The following is a 16,557-nucleotide window of genomic DNA, read 5'->3' on the forward strand; positions in this document are numbered from 1 at the left end:
CGCACGCCCTGGTTCCGGCACCGCGGCGATGCCGCGTCAGGCCACCCGGTACACTGGTATACGGAGATGTCCATCGTGGGAACCTGGTCTGATTTTGACCTGGGTGCCTGAGGTGGGTAATCTTCTCCTTCGTGCCCGGGCTCGCCCGGGCAACTCGTGCGTGCACCCGATTCGGTTCGTACGACGGGTTAGCGGCACGACGGGCCGGAGCTCGGTGAGAGCGCCTGTCCCGACAAAGACAAAACCCGGTGCGCGTGGATCTCCCACGCGTAGCGGGACCGTGAGCCGGACGACACGCCCGACCGCGGGTGTCGGACTCCCCCTCTGGGGCGGGGCCGGCACACAGAGGCAGAAATACTCGGTGCGGCCGTAAAAACAGGAAGCGGCCGAAGGGAGCGGAGAAACCCGGTGCCCACGATCCAGCAGCTGGTCCGCAAGGGCCGCCAGGCGAAGACGAGCAAGACGAAGACGCCGGCGCTGAAGGGAAGCCCTCAGCGGCGCGGCGTGTGCACGCGCGTGTACACCACTACCCCCAAGAAGCCGAACTCTGCGCTGCGCAAGGTCGCTCGTGTGAAGCTGAGCAGCCAGATCGAGGTGACGGCGTACATCCCGGGCGTCGGCCACAACCTGCAGGAGCACTCGATCGTGCTCGTGCGTGGCGGTCGTGTTAAGGACCTCCCGGGCGTCCGCTACAAGATCGTTCGTGGTTCGCTGGACACCCAGGGTGTCCGCAACCGCAAGCAGGCCCGCAGCCGTTACGGCGCGAAGAAGGAGAAGAGCTGACATGCCGCGTAAGGGACCCGCTCCGCGCCACCCTGTGGTCGCAGACCCGGTGTACAACTCCCCGCTGGTAACGCAGCTGGTCAACAAGATCCTGATCGGCGGCAAGCGTCAGCTCGCCGAGCGCATCGTGTACGGCGCTCTCGAGGGTGCCCGGGACAAGAGCGGTGGCACCGACCCGGTGGTCATCCTCAAGCGCGCCATGGACAACGTCAAGCCGACCCTCGAGGTCCGCAGCCGCCGTGTCGGTGGCGCGACCTACCAGGTTCCGGTCGAGGTCCGCACCCCGCGTCAGACCACCCTCGGTCTCCGCTGGCTGGTCCAGTACTCGAAGGCCCGCCGCGAGAAGACCATGATCGAGCGTCTCCAGAACGAGCTGCTCGACGCCAGCAACGGCCTCGGCGCTGCGGTGAAGCGGCGTGAGGACACCCACAAGATGGCGGAGTCCAACAAGGCCTTCGCGCACTACCGCTGGTAAGACCCTGCTGAGGCCCGGCGCATAGCCGGGCCGTGGCAGTCGTACCGGTTCCCCGAGACGACGACGAAGAAAAGTAGGGATGGAAGTGGCCGCCGCAGACGCGCTTGCCAACGTACGCAACATCGGCATCATGGCGCACATCGATGCTGGTAAGACCACGACGACCGAGCGAATCCTGTTCTACACCGGCATCACGTACAAGATCGGTGAGGTCCACGAGGGCGCCGCCGTCATGGACTGGATGGAGCAGGAGCAGGAGCGCGGTATCACCATCACTTCCGCCGCCACCAAGTGCGAGTGGAAGGGTCACACGATCCAGATCATCGACACGCCCGGCCACGTCGACTTCACGGTCGAGGTCGAGCGGTCGCTGCGTGTGCTGGACGGCGCGGTTGCGGTGTACGACGGCGTTGCCGGCGTGGAGCCCCAGACCGAGAACGTCTGGCGTCAGGCGGACAAGTACAACGTCCCCCGGATGTGCTTCGTCAACAAGCTCGACCGGACCGGCGCCGACTTCTTCCGCTGCGTGCAGATGATGATCGACCGGCTGAACGCCACCCCGCTGGTCCTCCAGATCCCGATCGGGCTCGAGGGCGACCACATCGGCGTCGTCGACCTGATCGAGATGCGCGCCCTCACCTGGCGTGGTGAGACCCAGAAGGGTGAGGACTACGCCATCGAGGAGATCCCCGCGGATCTCGCCGAGCAGGCGGCCGAGTGGCGCGAGAAGCTGCTCGAGACGCTCGCCGACGTCGACGACGCGGTGATGGAGAAGTACCTCGAGGGCGAGGAGCTCTCGGCCGAGGAGATCAAGGCCGCCATCCGGCGCGCCACGATCGCCAGCAAGGCCAACCCGGTGCTCTGCGGCTCGGCCTTCAAGAACAAGGGCGTCCAGCCGATGCTCGACGCGGTCGTGGAGTTCCTCCCGTCGCCGCTGGACATCCCGGCCATCGAGGGCACCGCGACCGACGGCGAGACGCCGCTGCAGCGGAAGCCGTCGAACAGCGAGCCCTTCTCGGCCCTGGCGTTCAAGATCCAGACCGACAAGCACCTCGGCAAGCTGACCTACGTCCGCGTCTACTCGGGCACGCTCGAGTCCGGTTCCCAGGTGGTCAACTCCACCAAGGACCGCAAGGAGCGGATCGGCAAGATCTACCAGATGCACGCGAACAAGCGTGAGGAGCGCTCGACGGCCCAGGCCGGCGACATCATCGCGGTGCAGGGTCTCAAGCAGACCACCACCGGCGACACGCTCTGCGACCCGGCGAACCCGGTCATCCTCGAGTCGATGACCTTCCCGGAGCCGGTCATCCAGGTCGCCATCGAGCCGAAGACCAAGTCGGACCAGGAGAAGCTGGGCACCGCGATCCAGCGTCTCGCCGAGGAGGACCCGACCTTCCGCGTCTTCAACGACGAGGAGACCGGGCAGACCATCATCGCCGGCATGGGCGAGCTCCACCTCGACATCCTCGTCGACCGCATGCGGCGCGAGTTCAACGTCGAGGCGAACATCGGCAAGCCGCAGGTGGCGTACCGCGAGACGATCCGCGGCACGGTCGACAAGATCGACTACGTCCACAAGAAGCAGACCGGTGGCTCCGGCCAGTACGCGAAGGTCGTCGTCAAGGTCGAGCCGCTCTCGCTCGAGGCCGACGGCCCGACCTACGAGTTCGTCAACGCCGTCACCGGTGGCCGTATCCCCAAGGAGTTCATCCCCTCGGTGGACGCGGGTGCGCAGGACTCCCTGCAGTACGGCGTCCTCGCCGGCTACCCGCTGGTGGGTGTGAAGTTCACGCTGCTGGACGGTCAGTACCACGAGGTCGACTCGTCCGAGATGGCGTTCAAGATCGCCGGCTCCATGGCGATGAAGGAAGCGGCCCGCAAGGCCGACCCCGCTCTCCTGGAGCCGATGATGGCCGTTGAGGTCACCACCCCTGAGGACAACATGGGTGACGTCATCGGCGACCTCAACTCCCGTCGTGGCATGATCCAGTCGATGGAGGAGCGTCACGGCGCCCGCGTCGTGAAGGCTCTGGTGCCGCTCTCGGAGATGTTCGGCTACGTCGGCGACCTGCGGTCGAAGACTGCCGGCCGGGCTAGCTACAGCATGCAGTTCGACTCCTACGCCGAGGTTCCGCAGAACGTGGCAAAGGAGATCATCGCCAAGGCTACGGGCGCTTAATCCCCCGCCGGACGCGTTGAGGCACGTGCGGTCCGTCGAGGACCGCACGTGCACGAGCAGTCGACAGAGTCCTGAGCGCCTTATCGGCGTGCCGGGCGAAAAGTAATGATCAGTCCACAGGAGGACACCAGTGGCGAAGGCGAAGTTCGAGCGGACTAAGCCGCACGTCAACATCGGCACCATTGGTCACATCGACCACGGTAAGACGACGCTGACTGCGGCCATCACGAAGGTCCTGCACGACGAGTACCCGGACCTCAACCCCTACACGCCGTTCGACGAGATCGACAAGGCGCCGGAGGAGAAGGCCCGCGGCATCACGATCTCGATCGCGCACGTCGAGTACCAGACCGCGTCGCGTCACTACGCGCACGTGGACTGCCCCGGCCACGCCGACTACATCAAGAACATGATCACCGGTGCCGCGCAGATGGACGGCGCGATCCTGGTGGTCGCCGCGACCGACGGCCCGATGCCGCAGACCAAGGAGCACGTGCTCCTGGCCCGCCAGGTCGGCGTTCCGTACATCGTCGTCGCCCTGAACAAGAGCGACATGGTCGAGGACGAGGAGCTCCTGGAGCTCGTCGAGCTCGAGGTCCGCGAGCTGCTCAGCACCTACGAGTTCCCGGGCGACGACCTGCCGGTCGTGCGCGTGTCGGCGCTCAAGGCGCTCGAGGGCGACCCGGAGTGGACCGGCAAGCTCATGGAGCTGATGAACGCGGTCGACACCGCGATCCCGCAGCCCGAGCGTGAGACCGAGAAGCCGTTCCTCATGCCGATCGAGGACGTCTTCACGATCACCGGCCGTGGCACCGTGGTGACCGGTCGCGCCGAGCGCGGCATCCTCAAGCCGAACGAGGAGGTCGAGATCGTCGGTATCCGCGAGAAGTCGACCAAGACCGTCTGCACCGGCATCGAGATGTTCCGCAAGCTGCTCGACGAGGCCCGCGCGGGTGAGAACGTCGGTCTGCTGCTCCGCGGCATCAAGCGCGAGGACGTCGAGCGCGGCATGGTCGTCGTGAAGCCGGGCACCACGACTCCTCACACGGAGTTCGAGGGTCAGGTCTACATCCTCTCGAAGGAGGAGGGCGGCCGGCACACCCCGTTCTTCCAGAACTACCGCCCGCAGTTCTACTTCCGCACCACGGACGTCACCGGCGTCGTCACGCTGCCCGAGGGCACCGAGATGGTCATGCCCGGCGACTCCACCTCCATGTCCGTGAAGCTGATCCAGCCGATCGCCATGGAGCAGGGCCTGAAGTTCGCGATCCGTGAGGGTGGCCGCACCGTCGGCGCCGGAACGGTCACGAAGATCAACAAGTGATTGACGGTCGCTCACGGCTGAAGGCCGTGAGCGACCTCATTGGTGACCCCGATTGGTAATGCTGGAGTTAATCCGGCATACTAGTCAGGTTGCGTCCGCGCGGGGTGGGTGACTGATTGAGGCAGTACTGCTTCAGTTGCCCACCCTCGCCGGGTGTCCGGGTGTGGTTCGTTTTCGCCGCCCGACACCCTTAGATCCCCGTGATCGACCGGCTTCAGGCAGCTGAGGCGGGATCAGAGTGCCCAGCATTCTGAAGCAAGGCGCGACACGCCCGACCGCGGGGGTCGGACAACGCAGGATCAACGGTCCTGCGGGCATGCGGAGGCCACCCGCTTCCGCACGTAGCGGCATCGAGAGAAGGAAACAGAAGCCACCATGGCGGGACAGAAGATCCGCATCCGGCTCAAGGCCTATGACCACGAGGTCGTCGACTCCTCGGCGCGGAAGATCGTCGAGACGGTGACGCGTACCGGGGCGCAGGTCGCGGGCCCGGTGCCGCTGCCCACGGAGATCAACCGTTTCTGCGTGATCCGTTCGCCGCACAAGTACAAGGACTCGCGCGAGCACTTCGAGATGCGCACGCACAAGCGTCTGATCGACATCATCGACCCGACTCCGAAGACGGTCGACTCGCTCATGCGCCTCGACCTGCCGGCTGGCGTCGACATCGAGATCAAGCTGTAGGGATCGCGACTAATGGACAGGCAAGTTAAGGGGATCCTGGGCGCCAAGCTCGGCATGACCCAGGTCTGGGACAACAACAAGGTCGTCCCGGTGACCGTGGTTCAGGCCGGCCCGTGCGTCGTGACCCAGGTCCGCACCGATGAGAAGGACGGCTACTCCGCTGTCCAGCTGGCGTACGGCTCGATCGACCCGCGCAAGGTCAACAAGCCTGAGGCCGGCCACTTCGCCAAGGCGAGCGTGTCGCCGCGGCGCCACCTCGTGGAGCTGCGCACCGTCGACGCCGGCGAGTACGAGCTCGGCCAGGAGGTCACTGTCGAGGCCTTCGCCGCGGGCGCGTCCATCGACGTGACCGGCAAGACCAAGGGCAAGGGCTACGCCGGTGTCATGAAGCGGCACGGCTTCCACGGTCTGCGCGCCAGCCACGGTGTCGAGCGCAAGCACCGCTCGCCCGGCTCGATCGGCGCCTGCGCGACCCCCGGCCGCGTCTTCAAGGGCGTCCGGATGGCCGGCCGCATGGGTGGCCGTCGCTTCACCGTGCAGAACCTGACCATCCAGGCGGTCGACACCGAGCGCAACCTGATCCTGGTCAAGGGCGCTGTGCCCGGCCCCAAGGGCGCGCTGGTCCTGGTCCGTACCGCGGCGAAGAAGGGCGGTGCCAAGTGAGCTCGGTTGACGTGATCAACGCTGAGGGCAACAAGGCCGGCTCGGTCGAGCTGCCGGGCAACGTCTTCGACGTTCAGGCGAACATCCCGCTGATGCACCAGGTCGTCGTGGCGCAGCTCGCCGCGGCCCGCCAGGGCACGGCGAAGGCGAAGACCCGCGGCGAGGTCGCCGGCGGCGGCAAGAAGCCGTACAAGCAGAAGGGCACCGGTCGCGCCCGCCAGGGCTCGATCCGCGCGCCGCAGTTCACCGGTGGTGGCGTCGTGCACGGCCCCGTGCCGCGCGACTACAGCCAGCGGACCCCCAAGAAGATGAAGGCCGCCGCGCTCCGTGGCGCCCTCTCGGACCGGGCCCGGGACGGCCGCGTGTTCGTAGTCGAGTCCTTCGTCACCGGCGAGAAGCCGTCGACCAAGGCCGCCGTCGCGACGCTGCGCAAGGTCGCCCAGACGACCAAGGTCCTCGTCGTCCTGGACAGCCAGGACGAGCTGAACTGGGTCTCGCTGCGTAACGAGCCGACCGTGCACCTCATCGAGGCCGGCCAGCTGAACACCTACGACGTGCTGGTCGCGGACGAGGTGGTCTTCACGAAGGTCGCGCTCGACGAGTTCCTGGGCGGTTCCGCCGAGACGTCCGAGGAGGGCGACAAGTGAGCACGATCGCCGACCCGCGCGACATCATCGTCGCCCCGGTGGTCTCCGAGAAGAGCTACAGCGTTCTGGACCAGAACTGGTACACGTTCCTCGTCCACCCGGACGCGAACAAGACCCAGATCAAGATCGCTGTCCAGCAGATCTTCAACGTCCGCGTGCTGTCCGTGAACACCGCGAACCGCGAGGGCAAGCGCAAGCGCACCCGCACCGGCTGGGGCCAGCGCAAGGCCACCAAGCGCGCGATGGTGAAGCTGGCTGACGGGGACCGTATCGAGGCCTTCGGCGGCCCGGTCAGCTAAGGGGTTCATGAATCATGGCTATCCGTAAGTACAAGCCGACCACGCCGGGCCGCCGCGGCTCGAGCGTCGCCGACTTCGCTGAGATCACCCGGTCGACGCCGGAGAAGTCTCTGCTGGTCCCGCTGCCCAAGAAGGGCGGCCGCAACGTCCACGGCCGGATCACCACCCGGCACCAGGGCGGCGGTCACAAGCGCCAGTACCGGCTGATCGACTTCAAGCGGAACGACAAGGACGGCGTGCCGGCCAAGGTCGCTCACATCGAGTACGACCCCAACCGCACCGCTCGCATCGCGCTGCTCCACTACGCGGACGGCGAGAAGCGCTACATCGTGGCGCCGAAGGACCTCAAGCAGGGTGACCGGGTCGAGTCGGGCGTTGGCGCCGACATCAAGCCCGGCAACAACCTGCCCCTGCGCAACATCCCGGTCGGTACGACGGTCCACAACGTGGAGCTTCGTCCCGGCGGTGGCGCCAAGCTGGCCCGCTCGGCCGGCGTCGGCATCCAGCTGCTCGGTCGCGAGGGTGTCTACGCCACGCTGCGTATGCCCTCCGGCGAGATCCGTCGCGTCGACGTGCGCTGCCGCGCCACCGTCGGCGAGATCGGCAACGCCGACCAGTCGAACATCAACTGGGGCAAGGCTGGTCGTATGCGGTGGAAGGGCAAGCGCCCGACCGTCCGTGGTGTCGCCATGAACCCCGTCGACCACCCGCACGGTGGTGGTGAGGGTAAGACCTCGGGTGGTCGCCACCCGGTGAACCCGGCGGGTAAGCCTGAGGGCCGTACCCGTCGCAAGGGCCAGCCGAGCGACAAGCTGATCGTTCGCCGCCGCTACGCGACCCGCAAGCGCGGGTAACGGGAGTAGAAGATGCCTCGCAGCCTGAAGAAGGGCCCGTTCGTCGACGACCACCTGCTCAAGAAGGTGGAAGTCCAGAACGAGAAGAACTCGAAGAACGTCATCAAGACCTGGTCGCGGCGCTCGACGATCATCCCCGACATGCTCGGGCACACGATCGCCGTGCACGACGGGCGCAAGCACGTCCCGGTGTTCGTCACCGAGGCCATGGTCGGGCACAAGCTCGGCGAGTTCGCTCTGACCCGCACGTTCAAGGGTCACGAGAAGGACGACCGCAAGAGCCGTCGTCGCTAAGCAGATACACGGATTAGAGGATCAAGGAGCTACAGCGATGCCAGTCAAGGGCGACGCTCCGGTGCTTCCGGGCGCGCGGGCGGTTGCGCGGCACGTGCGCATCTCGCCGAGCAAGGCGCGCCGGGTGGTCAACCTCGTCCGCGGTCTGCCCGCGAAGGAGGCGCTCACCGTCCTGCAGTTCGCACCGCAGGCCGCCAGCGAGCAGGTTTACAAGGTGCTCGCCAGCGCCATCGCGAACGCTGAGAACAACGAGCGGCTCGACCCCGACGCACTCCTCGTGAGCGAGGCGTTCGTCGACGAGGGTCCGACTCTCAAGCGTTTCCGTCCGCGGGCGCAGGGCCGGGCGTACCGGATCCGCAAGCGCACGTGTCACATCACCATCGCGGTCGAGGCGGTCCAGGCGGCCCGCCCGGCGAAGAAGGCCGCTGCCAAGAAGGCGGCGCCGAAGGCCGAGTCCCAGAGCACGGAGGGTGCCGAGTAATGGGTCAGAAGGTTCACCCCACCGGGTTCCGCCTCGGCATCTCCACCGACTGGAAGAGCCGCTGGTTCGCGGACAAGCTCTACAAGGACTACATCGGCGAGGACGTCAAGATCCGCCGCATGATGTCCAAGGGCCTCGAGCGCGCCGGCATCTCCAAGGTGGACATCGAGCGGACCCGTGACCGGGTACGCGTCGACATCCACACCGCCCGGCCGGGCATCGTCATCGGCCGTAAGGGCGCGGAGGCCGACCGGATCCGCGGCGAGCTCGAGAAGCTCACCGGCAAGCAGGTCCAGCTGAACATCCTCGAGGTGAAGAGCCCCGAGTCGGACGCTCAGCTCGTGGCGCAGGGCGTCGCCGAGCAGCTGTCCAGCCGGGTCAGCTTCCGCCGGGCGATGCGCAAGGCCATGCAGTCGGCCATGAAGAACCCGATCTGCAAGGGCATCCGGGTGCAGGTCTCCGGCCGCCTCGGCGGCGCGGAGATGAGCCGCACGGAGTTCTACCGTGAGGGTCGCGTTCCGCTGCACACGCTCCGCGCGAACATCGAGTACGGCTTCTTCGAGGCCCGTACCACGTTCGGCCGGATCGGCGTGAAGGTCTGGATCTACAAGGGCGACGCCGTTCCGGGTCGCGAGGTCGCCACCGAGGCGCCCGCTCGTCCGCGGCGTGACCGCGCCGAGCGCCCCGAGCGTCCGCGTCGTGGCCGTTCCGGCTCGTCCGGCACGACCGCGGGCGGCACCGAGGCCGGCCGTGCGGCTGCCCAGTCGCGCGTCTCCGACGGTGACAACGTGAACGACGCGGCCGTTGCCGCGGCTCCGGCCGTGGCCGAGACGCAGCAGGAGGGCTGACACATGCTGATGCCGCGTAAGCCCCCGAAGGGCTTCCGCAAGCCGCACCACCCGGACCGCAGTGGCGCGTCCAAGGGCGGCAACCGGGTCGTCTTCGGCGAGTTCGGTATCCAGGCGCTGGAGCCCGCGTACGTGACGAACCGGCAGATCGAGTCGGCGCGTATCGCGATGACCCGTCACATCAAGCGTGGCGGTAAGGTCTGGATCTCGATCTTCCCGGACCAGGCACTGACCAAGAAGCCGGCCGAGACCCGCATGGGTTCCGGTAAGGGTTCTCCCGAGTGGTGGGTGGCGAACGTCAAGCCGGGTCGCATCCTCTTCGAGATGTCGTTCCCGAACGAGACGATCGCGCGTGAGGCGATGCGCCGCGCGATCCACAAGCTCCCGATGAAGTGCCGCATCGTGACGCGCGAAGTGGGTGAAAGCTGATGGCAGCGGGCGTTAAGGCAGCCGAGCTCCGCGAACTCTCCGAAGAGGAGCTGGTTTCGCGGCTGCGGGAGGCCAAGGCGGAGCTGTTCAACCTTCGTGTGCAGCGCGCGACCGGGCAGCTCGACAATCACCGTCGGCTCCAGGTCGTTCGCAAGGACATCGCGAAGATCTACACGATCATGCGTGAGCGCGAGCTGGGGCTCTCGGTTGCGCCGGATGAGGTGACAGCATGAGTGAGAGCACAGCTGCACCGCGCGCCCAGCGCAAGGTGCGTGAGGGTCTCGTGGTCAGCGACAAGATGGACAAGACCGTCGTGGTCGAGGTCGAGGACCGGGTCAAGCACGCGCTGTACGGCAAGGTCATCCGCCGTACCCGCAAGCTGAAGGTGCACGACGAGCAGAACGCGGCGGGCATCGGCGACCGGGTTCTGATGATGGAGACCCGCCCGCTGTCCGCGACCAAGCGGTGGCGAATCGTGGAGATCCTCGAAAAGGCCAAGTGAGTGCGCTGGGGCCGGTCACGGCCGGCCCCAGCCGCCCACATAGTTCCGCCAAGCTTCGGGGGAGCGACCCGAAGAACTGGCAGACATAGGAGACAGACGTGATCCAGCAGGAGTCGCGACTGCGCGTCGCCGACAACACGGGTGCCCGGGAAATCCTGTGCATCCGCGTACTCGGCGGCTCCGGTCGCCGTTACGCGAGCATCGGCGACGTCATCGTGGCCACGGTCAAGGACGCCATCCCGGGTGCCGGTGTGAAGAAGGGTGACGTCGTCAAGGCGGTCGTCGTCCGCACCGCCAAGGAGAAGCGCCGTCCCGACGGCTCGTACATCCGTTTCGACGAGAACGCCGCCGTCATCATCAAGGACGGCGGGGACCCCCGCGGCACCCGCATCTTCGGCCCGGTCGGGCGCGAGCTGCGCGACAAGCGGTTCATGAAGATCATCAGCCTGGCGCCGGAGGTGCTCTGACCGTGAAGATCAAGAAGGGCGACACGGTCGTCGTCATCGCCGGCAAGGACAAGGGTGCCAAGGGCAAGGTCATCGCGGCCTTCCCGCGGCAGGACAAGGTCCTGGTCGAGGGCGTCAACCGGGTCAAGAAGCACGAGCGCATCCGCACCAACCAGCGGGGCTCGAAGACCGGTGGCATCGTCACTCAGGAAGCCCCCATCCACATCTCGAACGTGCAGGTGCTGGACGACCAGGGCAAGCCGACCCGGATCGGTTACCGGATCGACGAGAACGGCACCAAGGTCCGCATCGCGCGTACGACCGGTAAGGAACTCTGATGACTGCCGCCACCGAGACCAAGACGCTGCCGCGCCTCAAGACCAAGTACCGGTCCGAGGTCGTGCCGGCCATCAACGAGCAGTTCAAGTACGGCAACCCCATGCAGATCCCCGGCCTGGTCAAGGTCGTCGTGAACATGGGTGTCGGCGAGGCCGCTCGTGACGCCAAGCTGATCGACGGCGCGGTGCGGGACCTGACCACCATCACCGGTCAGAAGCCGCTGGTTCGCCGGGCGACCAAGTCGATCGCGCAGTTCAAGCTGCGCGAGGGCATGCCGATCGGCGCGAAGGTCACCCTTCGCGGCGACCGGATGTGGGAGTTCCTGGACCGGCTGCTCTCGATCTCCCTGCCGCGTATCCGCGACTTCCGCGGTCTCGACGGCCGGAAGCTCGACGGGCACGGCAACTACACCTTCGGCCTGACCGAGCAGTCGGTGTTCCACGAGATCGACCAGGACCGGATCGATCGTCCGCGGGGCATGGACATCACGGTGGTCACCACCGCGAAGACCGACGACGAGGGCCGGGCGCTTCTCAAGCTCCTGGGCTTCCCGTTCAAGGAGAACTGAGCATGGCGAAGAAGGCCCTGATCCTGAAGGCTGCCGCGAAGCCCAAGTTCGCTGTGCGTGCCTACACCCGCTGCCAGAAGTGCGGTCGCCCGCACTCGGTCTACCGCAAGTTCGGCCTCTGCCGGGTCTGCGTGCGGGACATGGCCCACCGTGGTGAACTCCCCGGCGTGTCCAAGGCCAGCTGGTAACCCATCCAACCGCCCCGCCCGCCGCTCGTCAGCGGAGTAGTGGCTGGGTTTGTGCAACACCGCTTCGCCGTAGGCCCGCCCGCGGGAACCCCGGCGAGAAAGGTTGACGAATACCCATGACGATGACGGACCCGATCGCAGACATGCTCACGCGTCTGCGTAACGCCAACCAGGCGTACCACGACAAGGTGACGATGCCCTACTCGAAGATCAAGGCGAACATCGCCGAGGTCCTCAAGGCTGAGGGTTACATCGCCTCGTGGTCGTCTGAGGAGCCCGAGGAGGGCGCGGTCGGCAAGCGTCTGGTCGTTGAGCTCAAGTACGGCCAGAACCGTGAGCGCAGCCTCGCCGGCATCAAGCGCGTCTCGAAGCCCGGCCTGCGGGTTTACGCCAAGTCCGACGAGCTTCCCCGCGTGCTCGGTGGTCTCGGTGTCGCGATCATTTCGACGTCCCAGGGACTGCTGACCGACAAGCAGGCCCGCAAGCGGAGCGTTGGCGGGGAAGTCCTCGCCTTCGTCTGGTAACTGGAGACTTAGACATGTCGCGAATCGGACGTAAGTCGATCCCGGTCCCGGCCGGAGTCGACGTCACCATCTCGGGTCAGACCGTGAAGGTCAAGGGCCCCAAGGGCGAGCTGTCGCACACCGTCGCCGAGCCGATCACGGTCTCGCAGGACGGCGGAGAGCTGCACGTCAACCGCCCCAGTGACGAGCGCAGGGCCAAGGAGCTCCACGGCCTCTCGCGTACCCTCGTCGCCAACATGATCATCGGTGTCACCGAGGGTTACAAGAAGACCCTCGAGATCAACGGCACCGGTTACCGCGTCACCGCCAAGGGCAAGGACCTGGAGTTCGCTCTCGGTTTCTCGCACCCGGTGAACGTCGTGCCGCCGGCGGGGATCACGTTCTCCGTCGAGAAGCCGACCCAGTTCACCGTCACCGGCATCGACAAGCAGCTGGTGGGCGAGGTCGCCGCGAACATCCGCAAGATCCGCCCGCCGGAGCCCTACAAGGGCAAGGGCGTCAAGTACCAGGGCGAGGTCATCCGCCGCAAGGCTGGAAAGGCAGGTAAGAAGTGACCGCCACGCTGCTCAAGCGCCGCAACGGCGGCGGGGTCTCCGCCGCGCGTGCCGTTGGCAAGGCGCGTCGGCACTTCCGGGTCCGCAAGAACGTCCGCGGCACTGCCGAGCGTCCCCGCCTGGTCGTCACCCGGTCCACGCGGCACATCACCGCGCAGATCATCGACGACCTCAAGGGTCACACCCTGGTGTCGGCGTCCACGCTCGACAGCTCGATCCGTGGTGGCGAGGGCGCCAAGAGCGACCTGGCCGGCAAGGTCGGCGCGCTCCTGGGCGAGCGGGCCAAGGCCGCGGGCATTTCCAAGGTCGTCTTCGACCGCGGTGGCAACAAGTACGCGGGCCGGATCGCCGCGCTTGCGGACGCCGCCCGCGAAGCCGGACTCGAGTTCTAGGAGGAATTGACCAATGCCTGGTCAGCAGCGCCGAGGCGGCGGGTCCGGCGGTAACACCGAGGGTGGCAACCGCCGTGACAACCGTCGCGAGGGCGGCCGCGGCAACGCGCCCGTCGAGAAGACCCCGCACCTCGAGCGGGTCGTCGCGATCAACCGTGTCGCGAAGGTCGTCAAGGGTGGTCGTCGCTTCAGCTTCACCGCCCTGGTGATCGTCGGCGACGGTGACGGCACCGTCGGCATCGGCTACGGAAAGGCCAAGGAGGTGCCCGCGGCGATCGCCAAGGGCGTCGAGGAGGCCAAGAAGCACTTCTTCAAGGTCCCGCGGATCGGTGCGACCATCCCGCACCCGATCACCGGCGAGGCCGCCGCGGGTGTCGTCCTGCTCAAGCCGGCTTCCGCCGGTACCGGCGTCATCGCCGGTGGCCCGGTGCGCGCCGTTCTGGAGTGCGCCGGTATCCACGACATCCTGTCGAAGAGCCTCGGCTCCTCGAACCCGATCAACATCGTGCACGCGACGGTGGCCGCGCTGAAGGGCCTCGAGTCGCCGGAGAAGGTCGCGGCTCGCCGTGGCCTGCCGGTCGAGGACGTGGCGCCGGCAGCGATGCTGGCGGCGCGTGCGGAAGCGGCGGTGCGCTGATGGCACGCTTGAAGGTCACCCAGGTCCGGTCCGGTATCGGCCGTAAGCAGAACCAGCGGGACTCCCTGCGGTCTCTCGGCCTGAAGCGGATCAACGACGTGGTGGTCAAGGAGGACCGTCCCGAGATTCGGGGCATGATCTTCGCCGTGAACCACCTCGTGAGTGTTGAGGAGGTCGAGTAATGGCGATCAAGGTCCACCACCTCCGCCCGGCGCCCGGTGCCAAGACCGAGAAGACCCGTGTGGGTCGCGGTGAGGGCTCCAAGGGCAAGACCGCCGGTCGCGGTACCAAGGGCACCGGAGCCCGCAAGAACACTCCGGCGTCGTTCGAGGGTGGGCAGATGCCCATCCACATGCGCCTGCCGAAGATGAAGGGCCTCCGGAACAAGCCGCGCAACAAGGTCGTCTTCCAGGTCGTGAACCTGGACCGCCTCGCCGAGCTGTTCCCGAACGGCGGCGAGGTCGGCCCGGCCGAGCTCGTCGAGGCCGGCGCTGTCCGCAAGGGCCAGCCGGTCAAGGTTCTGGGCTCGGGCGAGCTGGGCAACGTGTCGCTGACCGTTTCGGCGCACGCGTTCAGCGAGTCGGCCAAGGAGAAGATCGCTGCCGCCGGTGGTTCCGTCACCGAGCTGTAGTACGTGAGAACGGCGAGAGGCCGTGGCACCGGATCCGTCCGGCGCCACGGCCTCTCTGCTTTGAGCCCCCTGTGCGGCTCTGTGAGGCTCCGGCTACGCCCGGCAGCGGTCGGAACACAGCCGTAACATCCGGGCGGTCCAGGGACGTTCTGAGAGGCTTCCGCTGGAGTAGTGTGAAACCGGCCGGGAACGGGTGACCGGCCAAGGTGGAGCATGCCCAGTTCTTGCACGCCTGGTTCGACCACGAACCCGGACAGTTGTGTTGTACTGGGGCATCGGAGAGTGCCACGCCGGTGGTTGAGTTCTCGGCGTTGCTGATACAGTGCTCCGCTGGCGGCCTCTACGGCTGCCCAATGATGTGTGCCCGAACTTCCGGGATAACGCAACCCAGAGTGTGGCGACCACGCAGGAGGATCAGTTGTTGTCCGCCTTCTCGAGCGCGCTTCGGACGCCTGACCTGCGGAAGAAGCTACTCTTCACGGTAGCGATTATCGCGATCTACCGTCTCGGTGCCACATTGCCCAGCCCCGGTGTGTCCTACGCCAACGTGAAGGCCTGTCTGGCGCTCACCGAGGCTTCCGGCAACGGCGTGCTGAACCTGCTCAACCTGTTCTCCGGCGGTGCGCTGCTGCAGCTCTCCGTCTTCGCGCTGGGCATCATGCCGTACATCACGGCGTCGATCATCCTGCAGCTGCTCACGGTCGTGATCCCGCGGCTCGAGCAGCTTCGCAAGGAGGGTCAGACCGGCCAGGCGAAGATCACGCAGTACACCCGCTACCTGACGCTGGGCCTCGCGGTCCTCCAGGCGTCGGCGTTCGTCGCCCTGGCCCGCACCGGCCAGCTCTTCGGCAACGTCTGCGACCAGGACAACCCGGCCTACCAGATCATCCCCGAGGACACCGGGCTGCCGATGTGGCTGACCCTGACCGTCCTGGTGATGACGATGACCGCCGGCACCGGCGTGGTCATGTGGCTCGGCGAGCTGATCACCGACCGCGGCGTCGGCAACGGCATGTCCGTCCTCATCTTCACCTCGATCGCGGCCCGCCTCCCCGGCGAGGGCTGGACGATCAAGACCTCCAGCGGCACCGGCAAGTTCCTGCTGGTGATCGGCCTGGTCCTGGTGATCATCGCGCTCGTCGTCTTCATCGAGCAGGCGCAGCGCCGCATCCCGGTGCAGTACGCGAAGCGCATGATCGGCCGGCGGATGTACGGCGGCACCTCCACCTACATCCCGCTCAAGGTCAACCAGGCGGGTGTCGTTCCGGTCATCTTCGGGTCCTCGCTGCTCTACCTGCCGCAGCTGTACCTGCAGTTCTTCGACCAGAACAACCTCAAGGGCTACCAGATCTGGATCCAGAACAACCTGGCGGATCCGACGAGCCCGATCTACATCGGCCTCTACTTCCTCCTGATCATCTTCTTCACGTACTTCTACGTGTCGATCACGTTCAACCCGACTGAGGTCGCGGAGAACATGAAGAAGTACGGTGGGTTCGTTCCGGGCATCCGTCCGGGCAAGCCGACCGCCGACTACCTGGACTTCATCCTCAGCCGTATCACGCTGCCGGGCGCGCTCTACCTGGCACTGATCTCGGTTCTGCCGAACTTCTTCTTCATCTGGCTGAACCAGCAGCAGTACCAGAACTTCCCGTTCGGTGGTACCGCAGTGCTGATCATGGTGGGTGTGGGTCTGGAGACGGTGAAGCAGATCGAGAGCCAGCTCATGCAGCGGAACTACGAAGGGTTCCTCCGGTAGTGGGGACGCGGGGCCGGGGGGCTCTGGCGTCGTCGGTGGGCGTGGTTTCTTCCC

At 66.5% G+C, this 16,557-nt stretch carries 26 protein-coding genes; all 26 read left to right on the top strand.

What is annotated here, in order from left to right; all coding sequences use genetic code 11:
• Window positions 1–408: 408 nt before the first annotated feature.
• The 26 genes from rpsL to secY all read left to right on the top strand — a co-directional run bounded on the left by rpsL (window position 409) and on the right by secY (window position 16,503).
• Window positions 409–783 carry a 30S ribosomal protein S12 gene (rpsL, locus tag AB0G10_RS30755; RefSeq protein ID WP_014440718.1) on the top strand — a complete coding sequence of 125 codons (375 nt, stop codon included), beginning with the start codon at window positions 409–411 and terminating at the stop codon, window positions 781–783.
• Window position 784: 1 nt separating this feature from the next.
• Window positions 785–1,258, top strand: a complete 474-nt coding sequence (gene rpsG / locus AB0G10_RS30760) for a 30S ribosomal protein S7 (protein WP_127545760.1) — start codon at window positions 785–787, stop codon at window positions 1,256–1,258.
• Window positions 1,259–1,343: 85 nt separating this feature from the next.
• Window positions 1,344–3,440: an elongation factor G gene (fusA, locus tag AB0G10_RS30765; RefSeq protein WP_360929456.1), complete on the top strand. Its 2,097-nt coding sequence runs from the start codon at window positions 1,344–1,346 to the stop codon at window positions 3,438–3,440.
• Window positions 3,441–3,570: 130 nt separating this feature from the next.
• Entirely contained in the window at window positions 3,571–4,764 is a 1,194-nt protein-coding gene (tuf, locus tag AB0G10_RS30770) for an elongation factor Tu (protein WP_014440721.1), read from the top strand.
• A gap of 375 nt (window positions 4,765–5,139) precedes the next feature.
• Complete coding sequence (rpsJ, locus tag AB0G10_RS30775; protein WP_007073037.1) at window positions 5,140–5,448, top strand: 30S ribosomal protein S10; 309 nt, start codon at window positions 5,140–5,142, stop codon at window positions 5,446–5,448.
• Window positions 5,449–5,460: 12 nt separating this feature from the next.
• A complete protein-coding gene (gene rplC, locus AB0G10_RS30780) occupies window positions 5,461–6,111 on the top strand; it encodes a 50S ribosomal protein L3 (protein WP_360929459.1) in 651 nt (216 codons plus the stop codon).
• Entirely contained in the window at window positions 6,108–6,758 is a 651-nt protein-coding gene (rplD, locus tag AB0G10_RS30785) for a 50S ribosomal protein L4 (protein ID WP_360929462.1), read from the top strand. The genes rplC and rplD overlap by 4 nt, the downstream gene beginning before the upstream one ends.
• On the top strand, window positions 6,755–7,057 hold the full coding sequence (gene rplW, locus AB0G10_RS30790; RefSeq protein ID WP_127545777.1) for a 50S ribosomal protein L23: 303 nt from the start codon (window positions 6,755–6,757) through the stop codon (window positions 7,055–7,057). The genes rplD and rplW overlap by 4 nt, the downstream gene beginning before the upstream one ends.
• Before the next feature lie 14 nt (window positions 7,058–7,071).
• Entirely contained in the window at window positions 7,072–7,911 is an 840-nt protein-coding gene (gene rplB / locus AB0G10_RS30795; protein ID WP_127545780.1) for a 50S ribosomal protein L2, read from the top strand.
• Between the two features lie 12 nt (window positions 7,912–7,923).
• A complete protein-coding gene (gene rpsS, locus AB0G10_RS30800; RefSeq protein WP_014687760.1) occupies window positions 7,924–8,205 on the top strand; it encodes a 30S ribosomal protein S19 in 282 nt (93 codons plus the stop codon).
• Window positions 8,206–8,242: 37 nt separating this feature from the next.
• Entirely contained in the window at window positions 8,243–8,686 is a 444-nt protein-coding gene (gene rplV, locus AB0G10_RS30805) for a 50S ribosomal protein L22 (RefSeq protein ID WP_360929466.1), read from the top strand.
• Window positions 8,686–9,534: a 30S ribosomal protein S3 gene (gene rpsC / locus AB0G10_RS30810; RefSeq protein ID WP_360929469.1), complete on the top strand. Its 849-nt coding sequence runs from the start codon at window positions 8,686–8,688 to the stop codon at window positions 9,532–9,534. The genes rplV and rpsC overlap by 1 nt, the downstream gene beginning before the upstream one ends.
• A gap of 3 nt (window positions 9,535–9,537) precedes the next feature.
• The gene (gene rplP, locus AB0G10_RS30815) at window positions 9,538–9,963 is read left to right on the top strand and encodes a 50S ribosomal protein L16 (RefSeq protein ID WP_127545789.1); all 426 of its coding nucleotides are present in this window, start codon (window positions 9,538–9,540) and stop codon (window positions 9,961–9,963) included.
• Window positions 9,963–10,196 carry a 50S ribosomal protein L29 gene (rpmC, locus tag AB0G10_RS30820; protein WP_014440730.1) on the top strand — a complete coding sequence of 78 codons (234 nt, stop codon included), beginning with the start codon at window positions 9,963–9,965 and terminating at the stop codon, window positions 10,194–10,196. The genes rplP and rpmC overlap by 1 nt, the downstream gene beginning before the upstream one ends.
• A complete protein-coding gene (rpsQ, locus tag AB0G10_RS30825) occupies window positions 10,193–10,465 on the top strand; it encodes a 30S ribosomal protein S17 (protein ID WP_127545792.1) in 273 nt (90 codons plus the stop codon). Before rpmC ends, rpsQ begins: the two co-directional genes overlap by 4 nt.
• Window positions 10,466–10,563: 98 nt before the next feature.
• Complete coding sequence (gene rplN / locus AB0G10_RS30830) at window positions 10,564–10,932, top strand: 50S ribosomal protein L14 (protein WP_007073026.1); 369 nt, start codon at window positions 10,564–10,566, stop codon at window positions 10,930–10,932.
• Window positions 10,929–11,249 (top strand): 50S ribosomal protein L24, encoded by a 321-nt coding sequence (gene rplX, locus AB0G10_RS30835; RefSeq protein WP_360930013.1) that lies wholly within the window; start codon window positions 10,929–10,931, stop codon window positions 11,247–11,249. Before rplN ends, rplX begins: the two co-directional genes overlap by 4 nt.
• Window positions 11,249–11,818, top strand: a complete 570-nt coding sequence (gene rplE, locus AB0G10_RS30840) for a 50S ribosomal protein L5 (RefSeq protein ID WP_127545798.1) — start codon at window positions 11,249–11,251, stop codon at window positions 11,816–11,818. The genes rplX and rplE overlap by 1 nt, the downstream gene beginning before the upstream one ends.
• Window positions 11,819–11,820: 2 nt before the next feature.
• Entirely contained in the window at window positions 11,821–12,006 is a 186-nt protein-coding gene (locus AB0G10_RS30845; protein ID WP_020513598.1) for a type Z 30S ribosomal protein S14, read from the top strand.
• A 116-nt stretch (window positions 12,007–12,122) separates the two neighbouring features.
• A complete protein-coding gene (rpsH, locus tag AB0G10_RS30850) occupies window positions 12,123–12,530 on the top strand; it encodes a 30S ribosomal protein S8 (protein ID WP_111648498.1) in 408 nt (135 codons plus the stop codon).
• Between the two features lie 14 nt (window positions 12,531–12,544).
• A complete protein-coding gene (gene rplF, locus AB0G10_RS30855) occupies window positions 12,545–13,084 on the top strand; it encodes a 50S ribosomal protein L6 (RefSeq protein WP_360929474.1) in 540 nt (179 codons plus the stop codon).
• Between the two features lie 8 nt (window positions 13,085–13,092).
• On the top strand, window positions 13,093–13,476 hold the full coding sequence (gene rplR, locus AB0G10_RS30860) for a 50S ribosomal protein L18 (protein WP_127554226.1): 384 nt from the start codon (window positions 13,093–13,095) through the stop codon (window positions 13,474–13,476).
• Window positions 13,477–13,489: 13 nt separating this feature from the next.
• Entirely contained in the window at window positions 13,490–14,113 is a 624-nt protein-coding gene (gene rpsE, locus AB0G10_RS30865; RefSeq protein WP_014440738.1) for a 30S ribosomal protein S5, read from the top strand.
• The gene (rpmD, locus tag AB0G10_RS30870) at window positions 14,113–14,295 is read left to right on the top strand and encodes a 50S ribosomal protein L30 (protein WP_014440739.1); all 183 of its coding nucleotides are present in this window, start codon (window positions 14,113–14,115) and stop codon (window positions 14,293–14,295) included. Before rpsE ends, rpmD begins: the two co-directional genes overlap by 1 nt.
• Window positions 14,295–14,744 (top strand): 50S ribosomal protein L15, encoded by a 450-nt coding sequence (gene rplO / locus AB0G10_RS30875; RefSeq protein WP_360929477.1) that lies wholly within the window; start codon window positions 14,295–14,297, stop codon window positions 14,742–14,744. The genes rpmD and rplO overlap by 1 nt, the downstream gene beginning before the upstream one ends.
• Before the next feature lie 418 nt (window positions 14,745–15,162).
• Window positions 15,163–16,503: a preprotein translocase subunit SecY gene (gene secY / locus AB0G10_RS30880; RefSeq protein ID WP_360929479.1), complete on the top strand. Its 1,341-nt coding sequence runs from the start codon at window positions 15,163–15,165 to the stop codon at window positions 16,501–16,503.
• Window positions 16,504–16,557: the final 54 nt, after the last annotated feature.

The organism is Actinoplanes sp. NPDC023714 (assembly GCF_040639855.1).
Classification (GTDB): domain Bacteria; phylum Actinomycetota; class Actinomycetes; order Mycobacteriales; family Micromonosporaceae; genus Actinoplanes.